A 25,608-nucleotide genomic window follows, 5' to 3' on the forward strand; every position below is an offset into this window, starting at 1 on the left:
GTCGTTGGAGCAAAAATATTGCGCTTATCGAGCAATACTATTCGTTAGATAACATTTAAAGCGCCGCAGACAATGCGCACGCATTCCGTCTGCGCGGCAATCCGCCGCGCTCGATATGAACCGATCCCAGGAGGAGCGGCGAGCGGATGCGGCGTGCCGGTCCGTCGACCATTGCCAGCGCTGCGCTGGCAGATCTCGATGTTCGTTCCCTGGCGCCCGCGTCGGCCGCCTGGCGAGCATGAGCGAACTGCACAACAGTCCCGAACCGATTGCCTACAACTACCACGTGGTGCGCCAGTTCACCCTGATGACGCTGGTCTGGGGTGTGCTCGGCATGGGCCTCGGCGTATTCATCGCCGCTCAGCTGGTGTGGCCGCAGCTGAACTTCGACCTGCCCTGGACCAGCTTCGGCCGGCTGCGACCGATTCACACCAATCTGGTGATCTTCGCCTTCGGTGGCGGCGCGCTGTTCGCCTCGTCCTTCTACATCGTTCAGCGCACCAGCCATGCCCGGCTGATCTCCGATCGGCTGGCGGCGCTGGTTTTCTGGGGCTGGCAGGCAGCCTGCGTGGCAATGCCGATCAGCTACGCGCTGGGCTACACCACGTCCAAGGAATACGCCGAGATGGAGTGGCCGATCGCACTCTGGGTGACGCTGATCTGGGTGCTCTACGCCTATCTGTTCTTCGGCACCATCGCCCGCCGGCGCATCCGGCACATCTATGTCGGCAACTGGTTCTTCGGCGCCTTCATCATCGTCACCGGCATGGTGCACATCATCAACCACGCGCTGGTGCCGGTAGGGCCGCTCAAGTCCTACTCGCTGTATTCGGGCGCCACCGATGCGATGGTGCAGTGGTGGTACGGGCACAGCGTGGTGGGCTTCATCCTCTCGGTCGGCTTTCTCGGGATGATGTACTACTTCGTGCCCAAACAGGCGGGGCGGCCGATCTACTCGTACCGTCTGTCCATCGTGCATTTCTGGGCGATCATCTCGATCTACATCTGGGCCGGCCCGCACCATCTGCACTACACCGCGCTGCCGGACTGGGCGCAGAGCCTGGGCATGGTGATGTCGATCATCCTGCTGGCGCCGAGCTGGGGCGGCATGATCAACGGCATGATGACCCTTTCCGGTGCCTGGCATAAGTTGCGCACCGACCCGATCCTGCGCTTCCTGGTGGTCTCGCTGGCGTTCTACGGCATGTCGACCTTCGAAGGCCCGATGATGGCGATCAAGACGGTCAACGCGCTGTCGCACTACACCGACTGGACCATCGGCCACGTACACGCCGGGGCGCTGGGCTGGGTGGCGATGATCTCCATCGGCTCGCTGTACCACCTGATTCCGCGGCTGTGGGGGCGCGAGCAGATGCACAGCATCGGTCTGATCAATGCTCACTTCTGGCTGGCGACCATCGGCACGGTGCTCTACATCGCCTCGATGTGGGTCAACGGCATCACCCAGGGCCTGATGTGGCGGGCGATCAACGAAGACGGCACGCTGACCTATTCCTTCGTCGAGGCGCTGGAAGCCAGCCATCCCGGCTACATCGTGCGCATGGCCGGCGGCGCCATCTTCGCCAGCGGCATGGTGCTGATGGCGCTGAACACCTGGCTGACCGTGCGCACCCGCCGCGACGAGCGCGTGCCGCAGGCAGCGCCGCTGCTGGCCAGCTGAACGCCCGGGCAGCTATCTCGCTCAAAACAGGTCCAGGGACGGACCGCTCCACCGCCCGTCGGGCGGCCTCTCCGATTTCGACACAAGCAGGACCAATGCACGACTCTTTCGCCCTCTGGATTCGCTCGTTCCTTCCCGCCCCGCTGAATGCTTCGCCGAAGGAGTGGTTGCGCGCCGCCCTCGGCGTTGCCATCGTCATGCCGCTGGTGTTCTGCAGCGGCTATATGCTGGTCGGCAGTTCGCTGACCCTGCAGATCATGGGGCCAGCCGGCGCCTCGGCGGTGCTGGTGTTCGTCGCCTCGTCCAGCCCGTTCGCCCAGCCATGGGCGGTTCTGGTTGGCAATCTGCTGGCGGCGCTGATCGGCATCAGTCTGGGCATGAGCGGCTTGCCCAGTATCGCCTCGCTGGCGCTGGCGGCTTGCCTGTCGCTGCTCTGTCTGTTCTATCTGCGCTGCCTGCATCCGCCGAGCATCGCGCTGGCGCTGGTGGCGGCGGTGGGCAGCCCGGAGCTGCATCAGCTGGGTTACGCGCTGGTCGGGCCGGTGCTGTTCTATTCGGCGCTCCTGGTGGCGGTCGCGCTGGTCTACAACAACCTGACCGGGCATCCCTATCCGAAGCCGCGGCTGAGCCGCGAGAACAGTCATCACACCCGCGACCTGCCGCCGGGCGAGCGCATGAGCTTCACCCATGACGACGTGGATCGCGCGCTGCAGGAATTCGGCGAGTATGTCGACGTCACCCGTGACGACCTCGAACGGCTGATCAAGCAGACCGAGAAGCACGCCCTGCGGCGCAGCATGGGCGAGATCACCGCGGCGCACGTGATGTCACGCGATCTGTACTGGCACACGCCGGATACCTTCATCGAGCAGGCCTGGCAGACCCTGCAGGTGCACCGGCTGCGCTCGCTGCCGGTGGTGCAGGGCGACGACCATCGGCTGGTCGGCATCGTCACCCAGGTGGACCTGCTCAAGCACTTCCACCCGCGGCCCGGGCGGCTCAGTTTCGGTCAGCTGAACTTCCTGCGCGGCACCAAGCTACGCGCGATCATGAGTTCGCCAGTAGTCTCGGTGACCGCCGATACGCACATGGTCGAACTGGTTTATCTACTCTCGGATCGCGGCCTGCACTGCCTGCCGGTGGTCGATGCGCAACAGCGGCTGGTTGGCATGATTACCCAGACGGATCTGATCGCCGCGCTGTACCGCAACTGGCTCAAGCAGCTGCCGGACTGAGCGGCCACGAGTCCGGCGCGACGCTCAGATATCGTAGTACCAGCGTGACCAGTCGTAATCGTCGAGGGCTACTTCGCGCAGCAGTTCGACGGCCTTGAGCAAGGCGGGCGATTCGCTGGCGCGTGCATGCACCAGGTAGACCGGATAGCTGAACTCCGGCGCCTGCTCCACTCGCTTGAGAACGCCTTCTTCCAGATAGCGCTGGACCACGCGGGTGCGAAAGTAGCCGCGGCCGCCGCATTGCACCAGATACTGCAAGGCCAGCGGCCCGAGGCTGAATGACAGCGCGGCGCGGGTGTATTCGGGCAGCGCCTGGTTATGCTGCTTGCGAAATGCCGGCCCCCAATCCACGTACAGATACGGCGTGGGATTCTGTGCCTGCACCACCTGGATCAGCTTTTCCTCCAGCAGCTGTTCGACCTGCAGACCGGGCAGGTACTCCGGCTGGTGTACCAGCGCGGCGTCGAGCACGCCGAGGTCGAGCTTCTTCTGCAGCTCTTCGCCGCTGCCCACTTCCAGTCGCACGGCGTGGCCCGGCAGCGCTTGCCGCAGGCGCTGGACCCAGGCCAGCATCAGCGGGTTGCACAGGCTCACCTCGGCGCCGAGCGTGAGCAGTTCGCCATAACCCCGTGGCAGCGGCAGGTCGCGCCGCGCGGCCTCCCAGGTCTGCACCAGCTGGCGGGCATAGGCGGCAAAGCGCTCGCCATCGGCCGTCAGCCGCGCCCCGGCGCGATTGCGCACGAACAGCCGGCAGCTCAGCTGGTTTTCCAGGTTCTGTATGCGCGCGGTGACGGCCGTCTGGGTGATGTGCAGGCGCTCGGCCGTGGCGATGAAGCTGCCGCTGCGAATGATCTCGAGAAAGGTGCGGGCGAGATCAATATCCATGGTCGACCTTAAATGCAGTGAACGTGACGGAGCCGATGATTGTAGGGGGTTGTGACCGTCGTGGGGGCGCCCACCTTGAATCGGTGGGCGATCCGCTCACGATCAGTGCGAGGTGCCTTCGGCGAACTCGATCTTGTTGCCGACGTTGTACTTGCCGGAGGGCTTGTTCATCGGGATGCGTTTGACCTCCTCCAGCGTCTTGGCGTCGTAGACGAGCAGGGCGCCGTCGGTGTCCCAGACGCTGAGCAGGGCGTAGCGGCCGTCGTTGGTGAACTCGACGTGGGCGGCGTTCTTGCCCGGCATCGGGCGCAGGGTGTGGGCGACTTCCAGAGTCTGCTTGTCGATCAGGTGCACGGCGTCGTTGTTCGGGCCGAAGAACACGTCGGTCCAGGCATAGGGCGAGTTGGCCTGGCTGCGCATGAAGAAGCCCGGGCCTTCGGTGGGAATCTCCTTGATCAGCTTCCAGGTTTCCAGGTCCAGCACCGAGATCAGCCCCTTGCTGACGTTGGGCGTGGCGAACACCCACTTGCCGTCGCGTTTCCAGTAGATGCCCGAACCCAGGTGCGGCATGCCTGGCAGCGGGATGTCGGTGACCGCCTTGCCGGTATCCAGGTCGATCACCTGGCCGCCGTGGGCCTTGCGCGAGGTGGCCAGCAGGTGGCGGTAGTCGGGGGTGAAGGAGAAGTCGTCGAGGTAATCGGCGGCCTCGATGCGCCGGGGTTCGAAGGTCGGCTCGCCGGCGTAGGAGAGCTCCCAGGCCTCTTTCACGTCCTTCAGCGCGACCACGAAGCTGTCGCGCGGCGGCGCGGTGTATACGGCGCTGACCCGTGACGGCGTGCCATCCTGGCCGACGGTGGGGATGTGCTTGACCAGCGACAGGTCGCGGGCATCGAGCAGCACCAGATTGCCCGGCAGGTAGTTGCCCACCAGCACCCAGCGGCCATCGTTGCTGACCGCCAGGTTGCGCGTGTTCAGCCCGGCGCGAACCTCGGCGATCATGCTCAGGTTGTGCAGGTCGTAGACGCTGACCCAGCCGTCGCGGGAGGCGAAGTAGACGAAGCGGCCGTCCGGCGAGAACTTCGGCCCGCCGTGCAGGGCGAAGTGCGACTGGAAGTTCGCCAGCTCCTCGAAACGATCGCCGTCCAGCACCCGGACGTGGTGATTGCCGGCTTCCACCACCACGAACAGGTTGAGCGGGTCGGCGCCGTGCTGCGGGGTCGTTGGCAGCGTGGCGACGTCCTTGAGAATGCGATGGCTGGCGCGGATGTCGGCGTCGCTCCAGGTGGGCGGCACGGCAGAGGGCTGATAGAGGTAGTCGACCAGGCCGGTGATCTGCGCTTCGTTAAGCACGTGGGAATAGGCGGCCATCTGGCTCGCCGGACGGCCGTCGCGAATCACCGCCTGGGCTTCGGCCGGCTTGATGCGGCTGAGGCTTTCCGGCAACAGCGCCGGGCCGGCGCCGCCGAGACGATTGACGCCGTGGCAGCTCTGGCAGTGCTGTTCATACAGCGCCTGACTGTCGGCTGGCTGGGTCGCCGCGGCAGCCCGCGGAATGGCTAGGTCGAGGGCGACGAAGGTGGCCGCCGGCAGCGCGGCGGCCAGCAGCAGGGCGGGTATCAGTTGCATAAGGCCTCCGTTTGCGGGGCTGGATCACCGTGCAGCCGCGCCGGGTGCTGGACCTGGCGCTCGGCGAACAGGCCGACCACCCGGCCGATCACGGTCAGGGTCGGCGGCGTGAGGTGCTGCTCGTCGGCCATGCTCGGCAGCTGGCGCAGCGTGCAGCGCACCACCTGCTGGTTCTCCCGGGTGCCGTTGCCGATCAGTGCGGCGGGCGTGTCCACCGGCAGGCCGGCGGCGATCAGGTTGCGCGAGATCTCGCCGAGGCTGGCCAGTCCCATGTAGAACACCAGCGTCTGCCCGCCCTGAGCCAAGGCATCCCAGGGCAGGTGCAGCTCGCCGTTGGTCTGCAGGTGGCCGGTGATGAACTGGCAGGAATGCGCCAGGTCGCGGTGGGTCAGCGGGATGCCGGCATAGGCGCTGCAGCCGGCCGCGGCGGTGATGCCCGGCACTACCTGGCAGTCGATACCGCGCTGCAGAAGGAATTCCAGTTCCTCGGCACCGCGGCCGAAGATGAACGGGTCGCCGCCCTTGAGTCGCACCACGCGCTTGTTCTGCAGGGCCAGGTCGGCCAGCAGCTGGTTGATCTCCGGCTGCGGCAGGCTGTGGTAGCCACTGGTCTTGCCGACGTAATGGCGGCTGCAGTCGGCCGGCAGCAACGCCATCAACCCGTCGCTGACCAGGCGGTCGTAGACCACCGCGTCGGCCTGTTGCAACAGGCTCCAGGCTCGCAGGGTAAGCAGGCCGGGGTCGCCCGGTCCGGCGCCGACCAGAGCGACTTCGCCCGGGGCGAACGCGGCGCTCAGCGAGGCGGGAAATGTGAGTGGCTGGTCCATGCGGTGCTCCTGAATTCTCATCGGGCTTACGGAGTGCGTTGCTGCGGCGCTTGGTCGGCCGCTCGATCGGTCAGATGGCGATGCTGGGAATGCGCTCGGCGGCGGGTAGGCCGATCTCCTCGTCGGAGAGGTAGCAGCCCGGGTCTTCGGCCCACAGATCGCCCTGCGCCCAGGCGCGGGTACGGGTGTTGCCGTTGCAGATCGCCAGCCAGCGGCAGTCGGCACAGCGACCGCCGACCGCGCGCGGATGCTGGCGCAGCTCCTGTAGCAGCGGCGCCGGCTCGTTCAGCCAGATGTCGCTGAAGCGCTGGCGGCGCACGTTGCCGACGGTGTGCTGCCACCAGTAGGTGTCCGGGTGCACGTCGCCGATGTTGTCGATGTTGGCGATGCCGCTGCCGGAGGCGTTGCCGCCCCATGCGCGCAGCATGCCTTCCAGGCGGTCGCGATGCTCGGGCAGGCGCTCCTCGACCCACTGCAGCAGCAGGACCGCGTCGGCGTCGTTGTTGCCGCTGACGAAATCGGTCTCGCGGCCGTGCTGGACGTCGTCCCAGGCCTGCTCGAAGAGCTGACGCATGGCGTCGCGGGTCATCTGGTGATGGGCGTCGGCCTTGCTGCTGCGCTTGCCGCGGCCGCTGTAGTTGAGGTGCGAGAGGTAGAACTTCTGCACGTCGTGTTCGCGCATCAGCGCCAGCAGTGCCGGCAGCTGCGGGTAGTTGTTCTGGGTCAGGGTAGTGCGCAGGCCGACGCGAATGTCGCGCTGGCGGCACAGGTCGATGGCATGCATGGACGCGGCGAAGCTGCCCTTGAGCTGGCGCCATTCGTCATGCACTGCCTCCAGGCCGTCGATGCTGATGCCGACGTAGTCGAACTGCGCCGCGGCGATACGCTCGATGTTGCTCTCGTCGATCAGCGTGCCGTTGGTGGACAGCGCAACGAAGAAACCTTTTTCACGGGCGTAATCGGCCAGCTGGAAGATGTCGGCCCGCAGCAGCGGTTCGCCGCCGGAGAGTATCAGCACGCGCACACCGGCTTCGTGCAGATCGTCGATCACCTTCAGCGCCTCGGCGGTATCCAGTTCGTCGCGGAACTCGCTGTCGGCGGAGGTCGCGTAACAGTGCTTGCAGGTCAGGTTGCAGCGCCTGAGCAGGTTCCAGATCACCACGGGTGGGCGCTTGCCGCTGGCGCTGCGGGCACCGAGCACCTTGGTGGCCGGTTGGGCCAGGGCGCGCAGGTAATGGCTGATTCTCAACATGGGGCGGCTCCGCTTCGGCAGCGTATCTCACCGGGCGCGCCGTCTCGGGCGCCCGTTCCTTGAGCAGCAGGATCAACGAGCGGGGTAGGGCTGGCCTTGATCGGAAACAATAAAAGTCGCGGGGCGTGGCTGACCGCATCGTCAGCTTCTTGCGGCGGTGTACCGTTGGTCAGAGCAGGGTCAGCAGCACGCCGAGCACCAGTACCAGCGGCCAGGCGAGCAGCAGCAGACGCCACGCCCGCGGAGCGTGGCGCAGCTCCATGAAACCGTCGGTGATCAGCCAGGCCTTGCCGAACGCCGTGAGCAGAACGGCACCAGCCAATGCCAGCGTGGCGCCGGCATTACCCAGCAGCACGGTGGAAACCGACAGCAGTGCCAGACCGAGCCAGCAGGCCACCAGAATCTTCGAAGCAGACATGACTTACCTCAGCACGTAGACCAGCGGGAACAGCAGCACCCAGACCATATCCACCATGTGCCAGTAGAGCACTCCGGATTCCAGGCCGCTGTGCTCGTCCGGCCTGTAGGCGCCGCGGCGGCAGCGCATGGCCAGCCATCCGAGAATCACCATGCCCAGCAGCACATGCAGGAAATGAAAGCCGGTCAGAATCCAGTACAGGGTAAAGAAGGTGTTGTGTTCCATGCCCAGGCCGAGCCCGGCCAGGTGGCTGTACTCGTTGAGCTTGAGCACCACGTAGACGCAGGACGAGCCCAGCGCGGCGAGCAGCAACAGCGTCGCGCGCCCGGACCTGGCCTCGCGTACCTGTTCCACCGCCAGGGCGGCGAACAGGCCTGAGGTCAGCAGGCTCAGGGTCAGCGCCAGGCCGATGGAGCTGTCCAGCGCCGCGCGGCTCTCGCTGAACAGCTGCGGATTGAGCATCTGCGTGGCGGCGAACGCCAGGATCAGGATGGCGAAGACGGTCAGCTCGGCGAGGATGAAGAACCACATCGCCAGATCGCCCGGCAGGCGCCGGGACAGTTGGCTGGTGGCTTCAGGCGAAGTGGACATCGACCACATCCATCAGCGCGGCGACCGTCTGCGGGTCATCCGACAGCGGCTCGGCGAGGCACGCCAGGCAGGCCTGACGCGGCGTCATGCCGGAGCGAATCATCCGCGCGGTGAAGATCAGCAGGCGGGTCGAGGCGACTTCCTCCAGATCATGCTGCTCCAACCGGCGCAGCGCCTGGCCGAGCTTGACTACCTGAGCGGCGAGTTCGTCATCCACCTGCGCCTCGTTGGCGACGATGCGCACCTCCTCGGCGGCCGGCGGGTAATCGAAGCGCATCGCCACGAAGCGTTGGCGCGTACTTGGCTTCATGCCCTTGAGCAGGTTCTGGTAACCGGGGTTGTAGGACACCACCAGCATGAAGCCCGGCGGCGCCTTGAGCGCCTCGCCGGTGCGCTCGATGAACAGCTCGCGGCGGTCGTCGGCCAGCGGGTGCAGTACCACGGCGGTGTCCTGCCGCGCCTCGACCACTTCGTCCAGGTAGCAGATGCCGCCTTCGCGCACCGCTCGGGTCAGCGGGCCGTCCTGCCACCAGGTGCCCTGGGCGCCGATCAGGTGACGACCGACCAGGTCGGCGGCGGAGAGGTCGTCATGGCAGGCCACGGTGTACAGCGGCAGGTTCAGCCGATGCGCCATGTGCTGCACGAAGCGGGTCTTGCCGCAGCCAGTCGGGCCCTTGATCAGCACCGGCATGCCGTGCTGCCAGGCCTGCTGGAACAGCTGCTCCTCGTTGCCCAGCGGTTGGTAGAAGGGCGCGTCAGGCGTGCCGGCGGCAGTCGGGATTTCAATCGCATTCACAGGCAAGTACCTCACGGCAGCAGTTGGTTATTTCCATCGCCAAGCTACCGGCCCCACCGACCCCTCTCAAGCCATCCGCCGGCAAAGCTTGATTGCGATCAAGTCCCGCACCTGATGCCGGCCAATCGAAGCCGATTCCAGACGTTTCGACCCGTTACGCCCGCGACAAGGCGTCACGCTGAGGGGGTGCCGGGGGCTCTCTTGATTGTCGTCAAGCGTCTTCGCAACGGCGCTCTCATAGCATCCAAATCGCAAAAAGAAGAAGTCCCCGGGAACTGCCACACCGCCGTAACTAGCAGGAGTCGCCAGAAGCGCTCCCATAGGAGAGAAGGATGAGCAATGTCGGTAAACCTATTCTGGCTGGCCTGATCGCCGGCCTTTCGTTGCTTGGTCTGGCCGTCGCCCAGGCTGCTGCCCCAGAGATGACCGCCGAAGAAAAGGAAGCGGCCAAGCAGATCTATTTCGAACGCTGTGCCGGTTGCCACGGCGTTCTGCGTAAAGGAGCCACGGGCAAGAACCTCGAGCCGCACTGGAGCAAGACCGACGCGGATGGCAAGAAGACCGAGGGCGGCACCCTCAATCTGGGCACCAAGCGCCTGGAGAACATCATTGCCTATGGCACCGAGGGCGGGATGGTCAACTATGACGACATCCTCACCAAGGAAGAGATCAACATGATGGCGCGCTACATCCAGAACACTCCGGATGTGCCGCCAGAGTTCTCCCTGCAGGACATGAAGGACAGCTGGAAGCTGATCGTTCCGATTGATCAGCGTCCGAAGAAGCAGCTGAACAAGATCAACCTGCAGAACGTATTCGCCATCACCCTGCGCGATGCCGGCAAGCTGGCCCTGGTGGACGGCGATACCCACACCATCTGGAAGGTGCTGGACACCGGCTACGCGGTACACATCTCGCGCCTGTCCGCTTCCGGCCGCTACGTCTATACCGTTGGCCGCGACGGCCTGACCACCATCATCGACATGTGGTACGAAGAGCCGACCACCGTCGCCACCGTGCGTCTGGGCTCCGATGCCCGTTCCGTGGACACCTCCAAGTTCAAGGGCTACGAGGACAAGTACCTAATCGGTGGCACCTACTGGCCGCCGCAGTACTCGATCATGGACGGTGAGACCCTGGAGCCGATCAAGGTCGTGTCGACCCGCGGTCAGACCGTCGACGGCGAATACCACCCCGAGCCGCGCGTGGCGTCCATCGTCGCTTCGCACATCAAGCCGGAGTGGGTGGTCAACGTGAAGGAAACCGGGCAGATCATCCTGGTCGACTACACCGATCTGAAGAACCTCAAGACCACCACCATCGAGTCGGCCAAGTTCCTCCATGACGGCGGCTGGGACTACTCCAAGCGCTACTTCATGGTTGCTGCCAACGCCTCGAACAAGGTCGCTGCGGTCGATACCAAGACCGGCAAGCTGGCCGCGCTGGTCGACACCGCGAAGATCCCGCACCCGGGTCGCGGCGCCAACTTCATCCATCCGCAGTTCGGCCCGGTCTGGACCACCGGTCACCTTGGCGATGACGTGGTCTCGCTGATCTCCACCGCTTCCGACGATCCGAAGTACGCCAAGTACAAGGAGCACAACTGGAAGGTGGTGCAGGAACTGAAGATGCCGGGTGCCGGCAACCTGTTCGTCAAGACCCATCCGAAGTCGAAGAACCTCTGGGCCGACGCGCCTATGAACCCCGAGCGGGAAGTCGCCGAGTCCGTCTACGTCTATGACCTCAACGACCTGAGCAAGGAGCCCAAGCGTCTCGACGTCGCCAAGGATTCCGGGCTGCCGGAAAGCAAGGCGATCCGTCGCGCCACCCACCCCGAGTACAACGTGGCCGGTGACGAAGTGTGGATCTCCCTGTGGGGCGGCAAGACCGACCAGTCCGCAATCGTCATCTACGACGACAAGACGCTGAAGCTGAAGAAGGTGATCACCGACCCGGCGATCGTCACGCCGACCGGCAAGTTCAACGTCTTCAACACCATGCACGACGTGTATTAATCCGCCCGAGGATTGCCTGTTAACACCCACCGCGCCTGGCGCGGTGGGTCTGGCAAGGGAACAGATTCCATGACAGATCAAGACGGCAACAAGCAAAAGAAGGGCGGCATCCTTGCGCTACTGCGGCGGCCGAGCGCGCGCTACTCGCTCGGCGGCATTCTAGTGGTGGGCATTGTTGCCGGTATCGTCTTCTGGGGCGGCTTCAACACCGCGCTGGAGGCCACCAACACCGAAACCTTCTGCATCTCCTGTCACGAGATGGGTGACAACGTTTACCCCGAGTACAAGGAGACCATTCACTACGCCAACCGCACCGGTGTCCGTGCGACCTGCCCGGACTGCCATGTACCGCGCGACTGGACGCACAAGATGGTGCGCAAGGTCGAGGCCTCCAAGGAGCTGTGGGGCAAGATCGTCGGCACCATCGACACCGCCGAGAAGTTCGAGGCCAAGCGGTTGACCCTGGCGCGTCGCGAATGGGCGCGGATGCGGGCATCCGATTCCCGCGAATGCCGCAACTGCCACAGCCTGGAAAGCATGAGCTCCGACATGCAGAAGCAGCGAGCCCGCAAGCAGCACGAGATGGCTCGCGAAGACAACCTGACCTGCATCGCTTGCCACAAGGGCATCGCGCACCACCTGCCCGAAGGGATGACCGAAGAAGACGAAGACTGAACTGCGGTCCGTCGGGCCAGCCAACCATCGATGATGAGGAACCGATTATGAAAAAGACTCTGATGGCCAGTGCGGTGGGGGCGGTAATCGCCTTCGGCGCACAGACTGCAATGGCCGCGGCGCCGGCCGACTGGAACGCGGTGGCAGCGACCGACGTCACCCTGTTCTACCCCGGCGTGTCGCCGGTGGAATGGATCACCAAGGGTACCGAGCACGGTGGTGCACGGGCCCTGAAGAAAGGCGAAACCTGCGCTGGCTGCCACTCCGAAGAAGTCGAGGACATGGGCGGCAAGATGGCCAGCGGCCAGACGCTCGAGCCCACGCCGATCGATGGCAAGGCGCCGTTTATCAATGCCAAGGTGCAGGCCGCCAACGACGGCGAAAACCTCTACCTGCGCTTCACCTGGAAACAGCCAGCAGCATCCGGCGCGGCGCCGATGGACGCCGACAACCCGGTGAAGATCGCCTACATGCTCGAAGGTGGTTCCAAGGTCCAGCTGGCCGAGGCGGGCGGTTGCTGGGGCAGCTGCCACGGCGACGCGCGGACCATGCCGGGCGCAGCCGACACCAAGACCAAGTACGTCAAGGACGGCTCGCTGGCCAACGGGATCTTCTATGACCTGAACCAGTGGCGCAGCGGTGAGAACAAGGCCTTCGACGGTCATGTCGCCACCGAGCGGGTGATGGAGGGCGGCCAGGCGCTGGTCGATGCCCAGGGCCAGCTCGACGGCGATACCTGGACGGTCGTGTTCACCCGCAAGTTCGCGGGCGGCGAGGGTGACGTGACGCTGGCTCCGGGCAATGTCTACAACTTCGGCTTCGCCATTCATGACGACAACGCCACCGGGCGCTACCACCACGTTTCGCTCGGCTACACGCTGGGTATCGACGCCCAGGGCGATATCACTGCCGCCAAGCAGTAACCAGGCGGCAAGCAACGGGCCGGCGCAATGCCGGCCTTGTGCTTTTCCGGTGTCCGACCACCGGCCGGCGACGGCACAGTCGTGCCAATGGGATGATTTGATTGCAATCAAGGAACCGGCATGGTGGCTCATTCATCCTGAGCCTGCCCGCACCGGTCGCGAAGCAGCCGTTCGAAGTCCCGGAACCCACAAACAATGACCAAGGACAAAAGGTTGCCTAGCACAAGCGGTAAATTTACCGTGCACTTGCTCAGTGCGTTTTGCTGAGCACCCTTTGGGTGGGCGGTAACGCTCTCCCCTTTAGCCTTGAGGAAAAGATCTAATGAAGAAAATCCTTATCCCGATGCTCGCCCTGGGCGGCGCGCTGACCCTGCAGCCGGCACTGGCGCAGGATGGTGAGGCGCTGTTCAAGAGCAAGCCTTGCGCGGCTTGCCACAGCATCGATGCCAAGCTGGTAGGCCCGGCGTTCAAGGAAGTCGCCGCCAAGTACGCAGGGCAGGACGGCGCTGCCGATCTGCTGGCCGGCCACATCAAGAACGGCAGCCAGGGCGTCTGGGGTCCGATCCCGATGCCGCCAAACCCGGTCACCGAAGAAGAAGCCAAGACCCTCGCCGAGTGGGTTCTTAGCCTCAAGTAAGCTGCACCGGAGGACGCCATGACAGTTGCCCGACACGCCGTTTCACGTCTGGGGCTGGCCCTGGCGTCCTTTCTATTGTTTCCCCTTGCCCTGGCCGCAGCACCTACTGCCGAACGCCAGGCAACGCTCGACCATCTGCTGCTTCAGGACTGTGGCTCCTGCCATGGCCTGCGCATGACCGGCGGTCTTGGCCCCGCGCTCACCCGCGAGGCGCTAGCCGGCAAACCCCGTGACAGTCTGATCGCCACCGTTACCCACGGCCGCCCCGGTACGGCCATGCCCGGCTGGAATGCCCTGCTCGACGAGCAGGACATCGCCTACCTGGTCGACCGCCTGCTCGAAGGATATCCCAAGCCATGATTCGTCCTTTTCTGCTGCTGGCTGCGGCCGGTCTGCTCGCGGCCTGTGCACAGCAACCGCTGCGCGGCACCGGTGACCTCGGGGTGGTGGTGGAGCGCGCCACCGGTAGTCTGCAGATCATCGAGAGCAGCAACCAGAGCCAGCTCGCCCGCATCGAGGGGCTGGGCGACCTGTCCCATGCCTCGGTGGTGTTTTCCCGCGATCAGCGTTACGCCTACGTATTCGGCCGCGACGGCGGGCTGACCAAGGTCGACCTGCTGCGCCAGCGCATCGATCGTCGCGTCATCCAGGGTGGCAACAGCATCGGTGGCGCCATCAGCCAGGACGGCACGCTGATCGCAGTCGGCAACTACGAGCCGGGTGGGGTGAAGGTATTCGATGCCAAGACCCTGGAGCTGGTCGCCGACATACCGGCGACGCCGCTGGCCGACGGCAGCCGCAATTCGCGGGTGGTCGGCGTGATCGACGTGCCCGGTCGGCGCTTCATCTACAGCCTGTTCGATACCGATGAAACCTGGCTGTTGGATTTCAGCCAGGGCAACGAGCCGCAGATCACCCGTTTCGAGGGTATCGGCCGCCAACCCTACGATGCGCTGCTGACTCCTGAAGGGCGCTATTACATCGCCGGCCTGTTCGGCGAGGACGGCATGGCCAAGATCGACCTCTGGCATCCCGAGCGTGGCGTCGAGCGCATTCTCGATGGTTATGGCCGCGGCCAGCAGAAACTGCCGGTCTACAAGATGCCGCACCTGGAAGGCTGGACCGTGGCCGGCAACCAGACCTTTGTCCCCGCCGTCGGCCAGCATCGTGTGCTGGTGATGGATTCCGAGAAGTGGCAGCAGACCGACGCCATCGACGTTGCCGGTCAGCCGATCTTCGTCATGGCACGACCTGACGCGCGGCAGATCTGGGTCAACTTCGCCCACCCCGACAACGGCAAGGTCCAGGTCATCGACAGCGAGACCCACGAGGTCATCGCCGATCTGGAACCGGGCCCGGCCGTGCTGCACATGGAGTTCACCGCCCGCGGCGATCAGCTCTGGCTGTCGGTGCGCGATGGCGAGGAAATCCAGGTCTGGGACCCCTACACCCTGAAGCTGCTCAAGCGACTGCCGGCGCAGAGTCCGAGCGGCATCTTCTTCAGCAGCCGCGCCCACGAGACGGGGTTGTGACATGCACATCGACGCCCTCAGTCGCCGCCTGATCGACCGCTACCAGCACGGCATGCCGCTGTGCGCCGAGCCCTACCGCGCCATGGCCGACGAGCTTGGCTGCAGCGAGGACGAGGTGCTCGCCTGTCTCGAACAACTGCATGAGGGCGGTGGCCTGTCGCGCATCGGCCCGGTGTTCGAGCACAGCCGTGCCGGCGCCAGCACCCTGGTCGCGCTGGCCGTGCCCGCGGCGCGGCTGGAGCAGGTCGCGGCGCGCATCAATGCGTTTCCCGAGGTCAACCACAACTACCTGCGCGAGCATCGCTACAACCTCTGGTTCGTGCTGACCGGGCCGGATCGGCCACACATCGACCGGCTGCTGGCCGAGATCGAAGCCGACACCGGGCTGACACCGCTCGACCTGCCGATGCAGCAGGCCTTTCGCATCGACCTCGGCTTCCCGCTGGGAGATCCATCATGACCGGTTGTCTCAATGACCTGCAGGCGCTGCAGCTGCGCCGCCTGCTCGAGGGTGGCCTGCCGCTGGCCGCGCGGCCTTACCAGCGGCTCGCCGAGCAGATCGGCAGCGTCGAGGAGCGGGTGCTGGAGCAGATTCAACGCTGGCAGGAAGAAGGGCTGTTCCGCCGCTTCGGCCTGGTGCTCAAGCACCGCGCGCTGGGCTTTCGCGCCAACGCCATGCTGGTGATGGACATCCCCGACGCGCAGGTCGACGAAGTCGGTCGACGTCTTGGCCAGGCTGCCGGAGTCAATCTCTGTTACCAGCGCCCGCGGCGTCTGCCGCAGTGGCCCTACAACCTGTTCTGCATGGTCCATGGCCGCGAGCGCGAGCAGGTCTGCCAGCTGATCGAGCGCCTGCTGGCGGACAACGGTCTGAGCGATGTACCGCATCAGCTGCTGTTCAGCACGCGGGCCTTCAAGCAGTGCGGTGGCCGTTTTGCACCGCCGCTGCTCGAGGTCGCCAATGGATGAATTCGACCGGCTGTTGATCAATCGTTTGCAGCATGGCCTGCCGCTGGTGCGCCACCCCTGGGAGGCGCTGGCCGAGGAGCTGGGCAGCACGTCCGTGGCCCTGCGCGAGCGGGTCCAGGCATTGCTCGACGACGGCACGCTGACCCGCTTCGGGCCGATGTTCGACATCGACCGGCTTGGCGGCGCTTTCACCCTGGCCGCGTTGTCGGTGCCGGAGGCGCGCTTCGACGAGGTCGCCGCGCAGCTGGAGGCGATGCCCGAAGTGGCACACAACTACCGCCGCGAACACCGCTGGAACATGTGGTTCGTGCTCGGTTGCGAGACCCCGCAGGGCATCGCCGAGAGCATCGCGCGCATCGAGGCCAAGACCGGCCTGGCGGTGCTGAATCTGCCGAAAGAGGAAACCTTCCATGTCGGTTTGCACTTCCCCGTCTGACGATGGCCTGACCCGCCGCCTGATCGAGCTGACCGAGGCCGGGCTGCCGCTGGTGGCCGATCCCTGGGCCTGGCTCGCCGGGGAGCTGGGCATCGACGTCGACGCCACCCTGGCGCTGCTGCAGCGGCTGCAGGCGGACGGCGCGATCCGGCGTATCGCGGCGATACCCAACCACTACCGCCTCGGCTATCGGCACAACGGCATGACCGTGTGGGACGTCGACGATGCCGAGATCGCGCGACTGGGTGCGCTGATCGGTGCCCAGCCTTTCGTCAGTCACTGCTATCGCCGACCACGGCAGGAAGGCTGGCCATACAACCTGTTCGCCATGGTGCATGGGCGTGATGCCAGTGATATCGAGGCATACCGCAACCAGATTCGTGCGCTGCTGGGCAACGCCTGCCGGGCCAACGAGATGCTGGTGTCCAGCCGCATTCTGAAGAAGACCGGCCTGCGCCTGGCGACTCAACGCCGCGCCTGATTCTCGGCCTGCCGGCGCCCATCAGGGTGTCGGCAGTGCCTGCGTGCGATCGCCGCGCGGGGCACTCATATAGCCACGGTCACGCCGCCGAAAATGCAGGCCAGTGTTCCGCAGCGCGCTGTAGCCCCCGTGGCGTCTGGCTTTGCGCTCCTCCTGCAGGGTCTCCAGAAAGCCCTACTGCCACGTTCAGGTTTTTCTTGATTGCCATCAAGCAGGTTTCGATAGCCCCCTTCTTAAACTGGCCACGCCAAGCCATGAGGAGGCGACCATGTCCGAGACCTTCACCAAAGGAATGGCCAGGAATATCTACTTCGGAGGAAGCGTGTTCTTCTTCCTGGTGTTCCTCGGTCTTACCTACCACACAGAGCAGACTTTCCCCGAACGCACGAACGAATCGGAAATGACCGAAGCGGTAGTACGCGGCAAGGCAGTCTGGGAAAACAACAACTGCATCGGCTGCCACAGCCTGCTCGGTGAAGGCGCCTACTTCGCGCCGGAGTTGGGCAACGTGTTCGTCCGTCGTGGTGGTGAAGAGGCCTTCAAGCCCTTCCTGCACGCCTGGATGAAGGCCCAGCCACTCGGCGCCCCCGGTCGTCGTGCGATGCCCCAGTTCAATCTGACCGAACAGCAAGTTGACGATATGGCGGAGTTCCTCAAGTGGACTTCGAAGATCGATACCAACAACTGGCCGCCAAACAGGGAGGGTTGATTGATGGACGTCTTTGTTTCCGATTTCACTGGAGGGGCCACGAGATGAGCATCATCAATCCGCATCTCAAATTCCAATCGCAGGCCGTTGCCAAACCCTACTTCGTGTTTGCACTGATCCTGTTCGTCGGTCAGATCCTGTTCGGTCTGATCATGGGGCTGCAGTACGTCATCGGTGACTTCCTGTTCCCGCTGCTGCCATTCAACGTGGCACGGATGGTTCACACCAACCTGCTGATCGTCTGGTTGCTGTTCGGCTTCATGGGTGCGGCCTACTACCTCATTCCCGAGGAAGCGGACCGCGAACTGCACAGTCCGAAACTGGCCATCATCCTGTTCTGGGTGTTCGCCGCGGCCGGCGTGCTGACCATTCTCGGTTATCTCTTCGTGCCCTATGCAGGGCTGGCGGAAATGACCAAGAACGAACTGCTGCCGACCATGGGACGCGAGTTCCTCGAGCAGCCGACGATCACCAAGATCGGCATCGTGGTGGTGGCCCTGGGCTTCCTCTACAACGTCGGCATGACCATGCTCAAGGGTCGCAAGACCGTGGTCAGCACGGTGATGATGACCGGTCTGATCGGTCTCGCGGTGTTCTTCCTGTTCTCCTTCTACAACCCCGAGAACCTGGCACGCGACAAGTACTACTGGTGGTTCGTCGTGCACCTGTGGGTGGAAGGCGTGTGGGAACTGATCATGGGTTCGATGCTGGCCTTCGTCCTGATCAAGATCACCGGCGTGGACCGCGAAGTGGTCGAGAAGTGGCTGTACGTGATCATCGCCATGGCTCTGATCACCGGCATCATCGGTACGGGTCACCACTTCTTCTGGATCGGCGCACCGACCGTGTGGCTGTGGCTGGGCTCGATCTTCTCCGCCCTGGAACCGCTGCCGTTCTTCGCCATGGTGCTGTTCTCGCTGAACATGGTTAACCGTCGTCGCCGCGAGCATCCGAACAAGGCCGCTTCGCTGTGGGCCATCGGCACCACCGTGACTGCCTTCCTCGGTGCCGGCGTGTGGGGCTTCCTGCACACCCTGGCTCCGGTGAACTACTACACCCACGGTTCGCAGCTGACTGCCGCACACGGCCACCTGGCCTTCTACGGTGCCTACGCGATGATCGTGATGACCATGATCAGCTACGCCATGCCGCGTCTGCGTGGCCTGGGCGAAGCACCGGATGCACGTGCTCAGCGCATCGAAGTCTGGGGCTTCTGGCTGATGACCATCTCCATGGTCGCGATCACCCTGTTCCTCACCGCAGCCGGCGTGGTGCAGGTGTGGCTGCAGCGGATCCCTGCCGATGGCGCTGCCATGTCGTTCATGAACACCGCTGACCAGCTGGCCATCTTCTTCTGGCTGCGTCTGATCGCCGGGGTGTTCTTCCTGATCGGCCTGGTCTGCTACCTGTACAGCTTCCGCCAGCGCGGTCGGGTACCGGTCGTAGCAGCAGCTGCCGCCGCGGCCTGAGACAAGTCGCAATGAGGATCGACGGCCCGACTGGTAACAGCGGGCCGTTTTGCTTTTTCAGTGCCTGCACGGAGTAACCGCCATGGCCTTTACCATCGAAGTGGAAGAGTGGGTCGGTAGTGTCTGGCACCGCTTCATCACCCGTCGCGCCAACCCGGATTTTCCGGAAGCACGGGTCGAGCTCGAGAGCATGCAGCGGCCGCTGTCGCTGCTGTTCCGCGCCATGGGTGGCGCCAGCGGGGTCGGCGTCGAAGCCGCCAGCGCGCGTGATCTGCTGCTCAGGCGCAACCTGCTGCAACAGGTCGCCGGGACCTGCAAGCAACTGCCGGTGGCCTGGTGTGACGCCAGCAACCTGCGGCTGCCGCAGAGCCTGGCGGTCTATCCGGAAGTCTCGCTGAACCAGGATCTGTATCGCTGGCTGGCGCTGCTCGCCGCGCAGGCCGGGCCGATGCGCCACTGGGCGCGCGACAACCAGCGCTGGACGCAGGCAATCCTTGAACATTTTCCGGCCATGCGCCCGCGCTATCAACGCCTGGTCGAAGCCCATCTGCAGCTGCGCCCGGACCCGAGCCAGCTGCCCAAGGCCGAGGCCGCGCTGGAAGCGGCGCTATGCCAGGCCCTGCGCGAGCCGGGCAGCGTCAGCCAGTTCCCGCGCAGTGAGCGCGCGCCCTGGCCGCTGCCGCTGTGGCTGTATCCGGCGGACAACCTCGGTGAACCCCAGGCCGCCCAGCGCGCCGAGGAAGGCGAGGGCAATCTGGAAACCCCACCCGGCGGCGAATCGCGCCAGCGCAAGCGCGCCCGGCGGGTGGACGAGAGCTCCAGCAAGGGCGGTCTGCTGCTGTTCCGTCTGGAGAACCTGTTCAGCTGGTCCGAGCACATCGAACTGGACCGCTGCGGCGACGACACCGAGGACCTCGACGCGGCCCGTGTTGCCGAGGATCTCGACGAGCTGGCGCTGTCCCGTCAGCGCATGCGCCAGGGCGGCGGGCTCAAGCTGGACCTGGACCTGCCGGCCGCGGATTTCGACGATGTGCCGCTGGGCGAAGGCATCAAGCTGCCCGAGTGGGACTATCGCAAGCAGTGCCTGCAGAAGGATTTCGTCAACCTGCAGCTGATGCTGCCGCGCGGCGCCGAGGCCAAGCCGTTGCCGCTGCACCTGTCGCCGCTGGCGCGACGTTTGCGTCGGCAGTTCGAGCACCTGCGCAACGACCGCCAGTGGCTGCGCCAGCAACCCCAGGGCTCGGAGCTGGACATGCAGGCCTGGCTCGATTTCCACGTCGAGCGGCAGAACGGCCAGTGTGCCGAACGTGGCCTGTTCATGGAGCAACGGCAGAATCGCCGCGACCTGGCCTGCCTGCTGCTGGCCGATCTGTCCATGTCCACCGACGCGCACCTGGACAACGAGCACCGAGTGATTGATGTGGTCATCGACAGCCTGCTGCTGTTCGGCGAAGCGCTGTCGGCGGTGGGCGATCCGTTCGCGCTGTACGGCTTCTCCTCGCTGCGTCGCCAGCAGGTGCGCATGCAGGAGCTGAAGAGCTTCCGCCAGCCCTATGGCGATGAAACCCGCGGCCGTATCCAGGCGCTCAAGCCCGGCTATTACACACGCATGGGTGCGGCCATCCGCCAGGCCACCGAACTGCTCGGCAACTGCAAGCAGCGGCGCAAGCTGTTGCTGCTGGTCACCGACGGCAAGCCGAACGATCTTGACCTCTATGAAGGCCGTTACGGCGTCGAAGATACCCGCCAGGCCGTCATGGAAGCGCGCAAGCAGGGTCTGCTGCCGTTCTGCATCACCATCGACCGCGAGGCCGGTGATTATCTGCCGTACATGTTCGGCGCCAACGGCTACACCCTGATCAAGGAGCCGCAACAGCTGCCGTTCCGCCTGCCGCAGCTGTACAAGCAGCTGACCCAGTCCTAACGCGCTTCACCCCTCCATAGCGATGTTCGCGACGCGTTTGCCGTGCCGCGAACCTCGTCTCTCAGCGGATCTCGATGCGTTCGAGCAGGTGCTGCTTGGCCGTACTGTCGCCAACCCGTGCCGCTTCGTCGGCCAGGCGCAGCGCGCGTTCGAGATCCTTCTGCGCCAGCGCGGCATCGATCGCCTGGCGATAGTACGCCGAGGTCTCCGGCAGCACCGTCGGCGCCGGCGCGCTGGGCAGTTCGTTGCCCATCTCCTGGCCGATGCTGTAGCCCGGTACGTAGCCCTTGGCGGTCGAGCCGGCGGCGTTGTCGGGGATCATCACCAGCCGGATCACGCCTGCTGGCGAGTGCTTCGCCACCGGGTCGGGGATGCTCGGCGGCTCGTTGCCCAGCGCCTTGGCGTAGGCCTTGGCCGGGTGCTGCAGCACGGTCTGGCCGGCCATCTGCGCGTCGCTGGTGTAGAGGATCAGGTAGCGCTCGTTGCCCGGATGATCGGGCTGCGAGCGATCGATGCGCAGGCGCGCGTCGAGGCTGTCGCCCTTGAGCCCGGTCGGCGGTACGTAGGCGAAGTCGTCGGCGTCGAGCAGGCGGGTCGGGCGCATGCGGCTGTCGAGCAGCATGGCGTTGGGCGCCAGCACGCTGCTGCCGGCCTGGCTGTAGAGCCGGATCTCGAACGAGGGGCCGCCGGCCGGCAGGGCGAAGGCGCGGAAGAAGCTCTTGCCGGTCTTGAAACTGTAGGCCGGTGCCTGGGTGTCGATCAGTACGTCACCGGCGAAACCGGCTTTGAGCGGCTCGAACGGCAACTGCTCGATACCGCTGCAGCAGGTCGGCGCCGCGGCCAGCGCGCTACGGGCTTGCCCGATCGGCTGTTCCAGCGGTTTGGGGCTCGTGGTGAGGGCATCGACCCGGCGCAGCGGCTCGCTGCTGCAACCGGCGAGCGCCAGGGCCAATAGCCCGGCGGTAAGGAAGGACAAGCGATGCATGGTGGTTCTCCGAACAAAAAATGCCCCGACCTGCCAGCGTCGGGGCAAAGGCACCGTCTGGACGGTGGGAGCGGAAAGGGCGCCGTCGCGGTCGGTCCGCGACGGCACTTAAACGTTGCGGCTTACCACCAGGCCTCGGCCTGCACGCCGAAGGTCAGGCCGTCGTCGTCACCGGCATCGATGGACTCGCTGGCCGCCTGGTAACGGCCGCCGTCCCACTGCGCGTAGGTGGCGAACACGCGGATCTGCGGGCGCGCCCAGAAGCTGTTGCCGGCCGACCACTGCTGGGCCAGGGTGAGCTTCTTGAGGTCGCGGGTGCTTTCGCCGTCGGCCTGCGGATCGACCCGGTCGTAACCGAACTCCAGCGCGGTGCTCATCACGTCGCTCCACTTGTACACCGGGCGCACGCCGAAGCTGGCCCAGGTCTGCCCGGAGTCGTTGTCGAAGTCGCGGTCCTCGTAGATCTGCACGTACATCATCTCGATGTTGTCGCTCAGGCCCACCACGCCCTGGTTGACCAGGCGGAACATCTTGCCGTCGCTGTTACCGGTGCTGTTGCGCCCGCTGCTGCCAATGATGCCGTCGGTGCCGTATTGCAGGGCGAGCTTGTTGTAGCCGCCGAACCAGTCGCTCTGGGTGTGCTCGAGGGTGACCAGATGGCCTTTCTGGTCCTCGTATCCGGGATCGCGTTCCTGTTCGTCGGTGAGGTTGGCCTTGCCGTAGTCGTAGCCGATTTCCAGCTTGCCGCCCGGGTTGACGTCGATCTCGGCGAGGCGGAAGTCGAGAGTGTCGTTGGCCAGGTTGGTGCCGGTGCCCGAGCCCTGGTAGACCCAGTCGCCGTCGGTGTTGCGGATCCACGCCACGCTGGCCTTGGCGAAGCCCAGGTCGATGTCCTCGATGCCGGCGCCGGGGCCGGAGACATCCCAGTAGTAGTAGTCGTTGATGTGCACGTCGTGGCGCTTGTAGTAGCGCTTGCCGGCCCAGATCGCCGCGCCCGGCAGGCTCGGGATGAGATTCTTGCCGACCACGTTGAACTGGCGGATGGAGGTGGTGCCGGCCTCGTCGAAGGGGTTGTTCTCGCCGCCGTCGGTATCGGTGCCGCCGGCTTCCCAGTCGTTACCCTGGTCGGAGCGGTAGGCGATCATGCTGTCGACGTAGAAGCTGCGGTTGCCTTCGCTCCACACCTCCTGGCCGAGGCCGATCTCGGCGTAGGTTTCGCATTCGTTGCCCAGACGATATTTCGCCGGAGCGCCGGCGGCCTGGAAACAGGCCTGGTCGCCGCCGCCCGCCGTGGCGCCGACGCCCGAGCGCAGGTAACCGTGGAAGTCGACCGCCAGGGCCGGGCCGCTGACCAGCAGGGCGGCGAGCAGGCAGGCGGGTTTGCGGGCAAAGCTTGGGTGCGCGGTGTGCTTCATGACGAGGTCCTTGTTTTTCTTGTTAATGCCGAATCGATCACGCCGTCGCTGCCAGCCAGGGGCGGCGCAGCTCGGTGGCAGAAGCCTCGGGGAAAGGGCAGGGGGCGGCATCCTCCCGGCAGCGGATTTCGTTGGCGCAGGGTGAGGGCGTACCAGGGATGAGAACGGCGTAATCCCCGGGGCGGGGATGAGACGGGAGGGGCGCAGATGATTGCCAGGGGCCTTCGGCCTGGCCACTACGCCGCCTGCAACGGAGCGGGGGAGGTTGGTGACGGGGGCGTGCAGGGGCAGCCTGCGGGTGCCGGCCGAAGACCCGGCCGGCGTTCATCCTCGTCTGGCGGCCCTGCCGTCGGATACCCGAACAAGCACAAGAACCGGAGTATTGCGATGAGCCACATCCTGCGTGCCGCCGTATTGGCGGCGATCCTGCTGCCGTTGCCGCTGCAGTCAATGGCCGACCAGGCCGGCAAGAGCCCCAACGCCGTGCGTTACCACGGCGGCGACGAAATCATCCTCCAGGGCTTCCACTGGAACGTCGTCCGCGAGGCGCCCAACGACTGGTACAGCATCCTCCGCCAACAGGCCTCGACCATCGCTGCCGACGGCTTCTCGGCAATCTGGATGCCGGTGCCCTGGCGTGACTTCTCCAGCTGGAGCGACGGCAGCAAGTCCGGCGGCGGTGAGGGCTATTTCTGGCACGACTTCAACAAGAACGGCCGCTACGGCAGCGACGCCCAGCTGCGCCAGGCCGCCGGCGCGCTTGGCGGTGCCGGGGTGAAGGTGCTCTACGACGTCGTGCCCAACCACATGAACCGCGGCTACCCGGACAAGGAAATCAACCTCCCGGCCGGCCAGGGCTTCTGGCGCAACGACTGCGCCGACCCGGGCAACTACCCCAACGACTGCGACGACGGTGATCGTTTCATCGGCGGCGATGCGGACCTCAATACCGGCCATCCGCAGGTCTATGGCATGTTCCGCGACGAATTCGCCAACCTGCGCAGCGGATACGGTGCCGGCGGTTTCCGCTTCGACTTCGTCCGCGGCTACGCGCCGGAGCGGGTCGACAGCTGGATGACCGACAGCGCCGACAACAGCTTTTGCGTCGGCGAACTGTGGAAAGGCCCCTCCGAATACCCAAGCTGGGACTGGCGCAACACGGCCAGCTGGCAGCAGATCATCAAGGACTGGTCCGACCGGGCCAAGTGCCCGGTGTTCGACTTCGCGCTCAAGGAGCGCATGCAGAACGGGTCGGTCGCCGACTGGAAGAACGGTCTGAATGGCAACCCGGACCCGCGCTGGCGCGAGGTGGCGGTGACCTTCGTCGACAACCATGACACCGGCTACTCGCCCGGGCAAAACGGTGGCCAGCACCACTGGGCGCTGCAGGACGGGCTGATCCGCCAGGCCTACGCCTACATCCTCACCAGCCCCGGCACGCCGGTGGTGTACTGGTCGCACATGTACGACTGGGGCTACGGCGACTTCATCCGCCAGCTGATTCAGGTACGTCGCGCAGCCGGCGTGCGTGCCGATTCGGCGATCACCTTCCACAGCGGCTACAGCGGCCTGGTCGCCACCGTCAGCGGCAGCCAGCAGACCCTGGTGGTGGCGCTCAACTCCGATCTGGGCAATCCCGGACAGGTCGCCAGCGGCAGCTTCAGCGAGGCGGTCAACGCCAGCAACGGCCAGGTGCGGGTCTGGCGCAGCGGCACGGGTGATGGCGGCGGGGATGACGGTGGCGAGGGTGGCCTGGTCAGTGTGAATTTCCGCTGCGACAACGGCGTGACGCAGATGGGCGACAGCGTCTACGCGGTGGGCAACGTCAGCCAGCTCGGCAACTGGAGCCCGGCCTCCGCCGTGCGCCTGACCGATACCAGCGCCTACCCGACCTGGAAGGGCAGCATCTCCCTGCCTGCCGGCCAGGATGTGGAATGGAAATGCCTGATCCGCAATGAGGCCAACGCAACGCTGGTGCGGCAATGGCAGGGCGGGGCCAACAACAGCGTGACGCCCAGTGAGGGCGCCACCACGGTTGGCCGGCTCTAGCCGGACGCGGTATCTGCGGCCCGCCTCGCCATCGTGAGGCGGGCTCTTTTCGTCGCTGGCACCGTCGCGATGGGCTGA

The 25,608-nt window shown here is 65.3% G+C and carries 25 protein-coding genes; 16 read left to right on the forward strand and 9 right to left on the reverse strand.

Features of this window, described 5'->3' with window-relative positions:
- The first annotated feature begins 238 nt into the window (after nt 1–238).
- Together ccoN and LLJ08_RS03625 are read left to right on the forward strand one after the other, a co-directional pair.
- Complete coding sequence (gene ccoN, locus LLJ08_RS03620; RefSeq protein ID WP_228208235.1) at nt 239–1,681, forward strand: cytochrome-c oxidase, cbb3-type subunit I; 1,443 nt, start codon at nt 239–241, stop codon at nt 1,679–1,681.
- Nucleotides 1,682–1,776: 95 nt separating this feature from the next.
- Complete coding sequence (locus LLJ08_RS03625; RefSeq protein ID WP_179485726.1) at nt 1,777–2,916, forward strand: HPP family protein; 1,140 nt, start codon at nt 1,777–1,779, stop codon at nt 2,914–2,916.
- Nucleotides 2,917–2,940: 24 nt separating this feature from the next.
- Here the strand turns inward: LLJ08_RS03625 and LLJ08_RS03630 are convergent, their stop codons facing one another.
- The 7 genes from LLJ08_RS03630 to LLJ08_RS03660 form a co-directional block, all read right to left on the reverse strand.
- Nucleotides 2,941–3,801 (reverse strand): LysR family transcriptional regulator, encoded by an 861-nt coding sequence (locus LLJ08_RS03630; RefSeq protein WP_014819165.1) that lies wholly within the window; start codon nt 3,799–3,801, stop codon nt 2,941–2,943.
- A gap of 102 nt (nt 3,802–3,903) precedes the next feature.
- A complete protein-coding gene (locus LLJ08_RS03635; RefSeq protein ID WP_228208236.1) occupies nt 3,904–5,427 on the reverse strand; it encodes a nitrite reductase in 1,524 nt (507 codons plus the stop codon).
- Nucleotides 5,418–6,254 (reverse strand): uroporphyrinogen-III C-methyltransferase, encoded by an 837-nt coding sequence (gene cobA / locus LLJ08_RS03640; RefSeq protein ID WP_014819167.1) that lies wholly within the window; start codon nt 6,252–6,254, stop codon nt 5,418–5,420. Before cobA ends, LLJ08_RS03635 begins: the two co-directional genes overlap by 10 nt.
- A gap of 70 nt (nt 6,255–6,324) precedes the next feature.
- Nucleotides 6,325–7,506 carry a heme d1 biosynthesis radical SAM protein NirJ gene (gene nirJ / locus LLJ08_RS03645; RefSeq protein ID WP_228208237.1) on the reverse strand — a complete coding sequence of 394 codons (1,182 nt, stop codon included), beginning with the start codon at nt 7,504–7,506 and terminating at the stop codon, nt 6,325–6,327.
- 169 nt (nt 7,507–7,675) lie between these two features.
- Complete coding sequence (locus LLJ08_RS03650; protein ID WP_014819169.1) at nt 7,676–7,924, reverse strand: cytochrome C oxidase subunit IV family protein; 249 nt, start codon at nt 7,922–7,924, stop codon at nt 7,676–7,678.
- A gap of 3 nt (nt 7,925–7,927) precedes the next feature.
- Nucleotides 7,928–8,515, reverse strand: a complete 588-nt coding sequence (locus tag LLJ08_RS03655; protein WP_228208238.1) for a cytochrome c oxidase subunit 3 — start codon at nt 8,513–8,515, stop codon at nt 7,928–7,930.
- A complete protein-coding gene (locus LLJ08_RS03660) occupies nt 8,499–9,311 on the reverse strand; it encodes a CbbQ/NirQ/NorQ/GpvN family protein (protein ID WP_014819171.1) in 813 nt (270 codons plus the stop codon). The genes LLJ08_RS03655 and LLJ08_RS03660 overlap by 17 nt, the downstream gene beginning before the upstream one ends.
- A 332-nt stretch (nt 9,312–9,643) precedes the next feature.
- Between LLJ08_RS03660 and LLJ08_RS03665 the strand changes: the two genes are divergently transcribed.
- From LLJ08_RS03665 to LLJ08_RS03725, 13 genes are all read left to right on the forward strand, one after another.
- A complete protein-coding gene (locus LLJ08_RS03665; RefSeq protein ID WP_045665496.1) occupies nt 9,644–11,326 on the forward strand; it encodes a nitrite reductase in 1,683 nt (560 codons plus the stop codon).
- Nucleotides 11,327–11,395: 69 nt separating this feature from the next.
- Entirely contained in the window at nt 11,396–12,001 is a 606-nt protein-coding gene (locus LLJ08_RS03670; RefSeq protein WP_003298726.1) for a cytochrome c3 family protein, read from the forward strand.
- A gap of 47 nt (nt 12,002–12,048) precedes the next feature.
- The gene (locus tag LLJ08_RS03675) at nt 12,049–12,924 is read left to right on the forward strand and encodes an ethylbenzene dehydrogenase-related protein (protein ID WP_101275077.1); all 876 of its coding nucleotides are present in this window, start codon (nt 12,049–12,051) and stop codon (nt 12,922–12,924) included.
- A gap of 322 nt (nt 12,925–13,246) precedes the next feature.
- The gene (locus tag LLJ08_RS03680; RefSeq protein ID WP_045665498.1) at nt 13,247–13,561 is read left to right on the forward strand and encodes a c-type cytochrome; all 315 of its coding nucleotides are present in this window, start codon (nt 13,247–13,249) and stop codon (nt 13,559–13,561) included.
- A gap of 18 nt (nt 13,562–13,579) precedes the next feature.
- Nucleotides 13,580–13,921, forward strand: a complete 342-nt coding sequence (locus LLJ08_RS03685) for a c-type cytochrome (protein ID WP_014819174.1) — start codon at nt 13,580–13,582, stop codon at nt 13,919–13,921.
- A complete protein-coding gene (locus LLJ08_RS03690; protein WP_014819175.1) occupies nt 13,918–15,093 on the forward strand; it encodes a cytochrome D1 domain-containing protein in 1,176 nt (391 codons plus the stop codon). Before LLJ08_RS03685 ends, LLJ08_RS03690 begins: the two co-directional genes overlap by 4 nt.
- 1 nt (nt 15,094) lies before the next feature.
- On the forward strand, nt 15,095–15,553 hold the full coding sequence (locus LLJ08_RS03695) for an Lrp/AsnC family transcriptional regulator (RefSeq protein WP_014819176.1): 459 nt from the start codon (nt 15,095–15,097) through the stop codon (nt 15,551–15,553).
- A complete protein-coding gene (gene ahbB / locus LLJ08_RS03700; protein WP_014819177.1) occupies nt 15,550–16,062 on the forward strand; it encodes a siroheme decarboxylase subunit beta in 513 nt (170 codons plus the stop codon). Before LLJ08_RS03695 ends, ahbB (LLJ08_RS03700) begins: the two co-directional genes overlap by 4 nt.
- A complete protein-coding gene (locus tag LLJ08_RS03705) occupies nt 16,055–16,498 on the forward strand; it encodes an Lrp/AsnC family transcriptional regulator (RefSeq protein ID WP_041016046.1) in 444 nt (147 codons plus the stop codon). The genes ahbB (LLJ08_RS03700) and LLJ08_RS03705 overlap by 8 nt, the downstream gene beginning before the upstream one ends.
- Nucleotides 16,473–16,979, forward strand: coding sequence for a siroheme decarboxylase subunit beta (ahbB, locus tag LLJ08_RS03710; RefSeq protein ID WP_014819179.1), 507 nt, complete (start codon nt 16,473–16,475; stop codon nt 16,977–16,979). The genes LLJ08_RS03705 and ahbB (LLJ08_RS03710) overlap by 26 nt, the downstream gene beginning before the upstream one ends.
- A gap of 268 nt (nt 16,980–17,247) precedes the next feature.
- On the forward strand, nt 17,248–17,688 hold the full coding sequence (locus LLJ08_RS03715) for a c-type cytochrome (RefSeq protein WP_014819180.1): 441 nt from the start codon (nt 17,248–17,250) through the stop codon (nt 17,686–17,688).
- A gap of 44 nt (nt 17,689–17,732) precedes the next feature.
- Nucleotides 17,733–19,157, forward strand: a complete 1,425-nt coding sequence (locus LLJ08_RS03720; RefSeq protein WP_015275765.1) for a cbb3-type cytochrome c oxidase subunit I — start codon at nt 17,733–17,735, stop codon at nt 19,155–19,157.
- Between the two features lie 82 nt (nt 19,158–19,239).
- Nucleotides 19,240–21,081, forward strand: coding sequence for a nitric oxide reductase activation protein NorD (locus tag LLJ08_RS03725; RefSeq protein ID WP_014819182.1), 1,842 nt, complete (start codon nt 19,240–19,242; stop codon nt 21,079–21,081).
- Between the two features lie 61 nt (nt 21,082–21,142).
- Here the strand turns inward: LLJ08_RS03725 and LLJ08_RS03730 are convergent, their stop codons facing one another.
- Together LLJ08_RS03730 and LLJ08_RS03735 are read right to left on the reverse strand one after the other, a co-directional pair.
- Nucleotides 21,143–22,066 carry a MalM family protein gene (locus LLJ08_RS03730; RefSeq protein WP_228208239.1) on the reverse strand — a complete coding sequence of 308 codons (924 nt, stop codon included), beginning with the start codon at nt 22,064–22,066 and terminating at the stop codon, nt 21,143–21,145.
- 122 nt (nt 22,067–22,188) lie between these two features.
- Nucleotides 22,189–23,481, reverse strand: a complete 1,293-nt coding sequence (locus tag LLJ08_RS03735) for a maltoporin (RefSeq protein ID WP_101275073.1) — start codon at nt 23,479–23,481, stop codon at nt 22,189–22,191.
- A gap of 387 nt (nt 23,482–23,868) precedes the next feature.
- Between LLJ08_RS03735 and mta the strand changes: the two genes are divergently transcribed.
- Nucleotides 23,869–25,530 (forward strand): glucan 1,4-alpha-maltotetraohydrolase, encoded by a 1,662-nt coding sequence (gene mta / locus LLJ08_RS03740; protein WP_228208240.1) that lies wholly within the window; start codon nt 23,869–23,871, stop codon nt 25,528–25,530.
- The last annotated feature ends 78 nt before the right edge of the window (nt 25,531–25,608 follow it).

The organism is Stutzerimonas chloritidismutans (assembly GCF_020783375.1).
Lineage (GTDB): Bacteria > Pseudomonadota > Gammaproteobacteria > Pseudomonadales > Pseudomonadaceae > Stutzerimonas > Stutzerimonas kunmingensis.

Bases quoted from the DNA above. Each gene is read 5' to 3' on its own strand.
- ccoN (WP_228208235.1), top strand. From the start codon at position 239: ATGAGCGAACTGCACAACAGTCCCGAACCGATTGCCTACAACTACCAC.
- LLJ08_RS03625 (WP_179485726.1), top strand. From the start codon at position 1,777: ATGCACGACTCTTTCGCCCTCTGGATTCGCTCGTTCCTTCCCGCCCCG.
- LLJ08_RS03630 (WP_014819165.1), bottom strand. From the start codon at position 3,801: ATGGATATTGATCTCGCCCGCACCTTTCTCGAGATCATTCGCAGCGGC.
- LLJ08_RS03635 (WP_228208236.1), bottom strand. From the start codon at position 5,427: ATGCAACTGATACCCGCCCTGCTGCTGGCCGCCGCGCTGCCGGCGGCC.
- cobA (WP_014819167.1), bottom strand. From the start codon at position 6,254: ATGGACCAGCCACTCACATTTCCCGCCTCGCTGAGCGCCGCGTTCGCC.
- nirJ (WP_228208237.1), bottom strand. From the start codon at position 7,506: ATGTTGAGAATCAGCCATTACCTGCGCGCCCTGGCCCAACCGGCCACC.
- LLJ08_RS03650 (WP_014819169.1), bottom strand. From the start codon at position 7,924: ATGTCTGCTTCGAAGATTCTGGTGGCCTGCTGGCTCGGTCTGGCACTG.
- LLJ08_RS03655 (WP_228208238.1), bottom strand. From the start codon at position 8,515: ATGTCCACTTCGCCTGAAGCCACCAGCCAACTGTCCCGGCGCCTGCCG.
- LLJ08_RS03665 (WP_045665496.1), top strand. From the start codon at position 9,644: ATGAGCAATGTCGGTAAACCTATTCTGGCTGGCCTGATCGCCGGCCTT.
- LLJ08_RS03670 (WP_003298726.1), top strand. From the start codon at position 11,396: ATGACAGATCAAGACGGCAACAAGCAAAAGAAGGGCGGCATCCTTGCG.
- LLJ08_RS03675 (WP_101275077.1), top strand. From the start codon at position 12,049: ATGAAAAAGACTCTGATGGCCAGTGCGGTGGGGGCGGTAATCGCCTTC.
- LLJ08_RS03680 (WP_045665498.1), top strand. From the start codon at position 13,247: ATGAAGAAAATCCTTATCCCGATGCTCGCCCTGGGCGGCGCGCTGACC.
- LLJ08_RS03685 (WP_014819174.1), top strand. From the start codon at position 13,580: ATGACAGTTGCCCGACACGCCGTTTCACGTCTGGGGCTGGCCCTGGCG.
- LLJ08_RS03690 (WP_014819175.1), top strand. From the start codon at position 13,918: ATGATTCGTCCTTTTCTGCTGCTGGCTGCGGCCGGTCTGCTCGCGGCC.
- LLJ08_RS03695 (WP_014819176.1), top strand. From the start codon at position 15,095: ATGCACATCGACGCCCTCAGTCGCCGCCTGATCGACCGCTACCAGCAC.
- ahbB (WP_014819177.1), top strand. From the start codon at position 15,550: ATGACCGGTTGTCTCAATGACCTGCAGGCGCTGCAGCTGCGCCGCCTG.
- LLJ08_RS03705 (WP_041016046.1), top strand. From the start codon at position 16,055: ATGGATGAATTCGACCGGCTGTTGATCAATCGTTTGCAGCATGGCCTG.
- ahbB (WP_014819179.1), top strand. From the start codon at position 16,473: ATGTCGGTTTGCACTTCCCCGTCTGACGATGGCCTGACCCGCCGCCTG.
- LLJ08_RS03715 (WP_014819180.1), top strand. From the start codon at position 17,248: ATGTCCGAGACCTTCACCAAAGGAATGGCCAGGAATATCTACTTCGGA.
- LLJ08_RS03720 (WP_015275765.1), top strand. From the start codon at position 17,733: ATGAGCATCATCAATCCGCATCTCAAATTCCAATCGCAGGCCGTTGCC.
- LLJ08_RS03725 (WP_014819182.1), top strand. From the start codon at position 19,240: ATGGCCTTTACCATCGAAGTGGAAGAGTGGGTCGGTAGTGTCTGGCAC.
- LLJ08_RS03730 (WP_228208239.1), bottom strand. From the start codon at position 22,066: ATGCATCGCTTGTCCTTCCTTACCGCCGGGCTATTGGCCCTGGCGCTC.
- LLJ08_RS03735 (WP_101275073.1), bottom strand. From the start codon at position 23,481: ATGAAGCACACCGCGCACCCAAGCTTTGCCCGCAAACCCGCCTGCCTG.
- mta (WP_228208240.1), top strand. From the start codon at position 23,869: ATGAGCCACATCCTGCGTGCCGCCGTATTGGCGGCGATCCTGCTGCCG.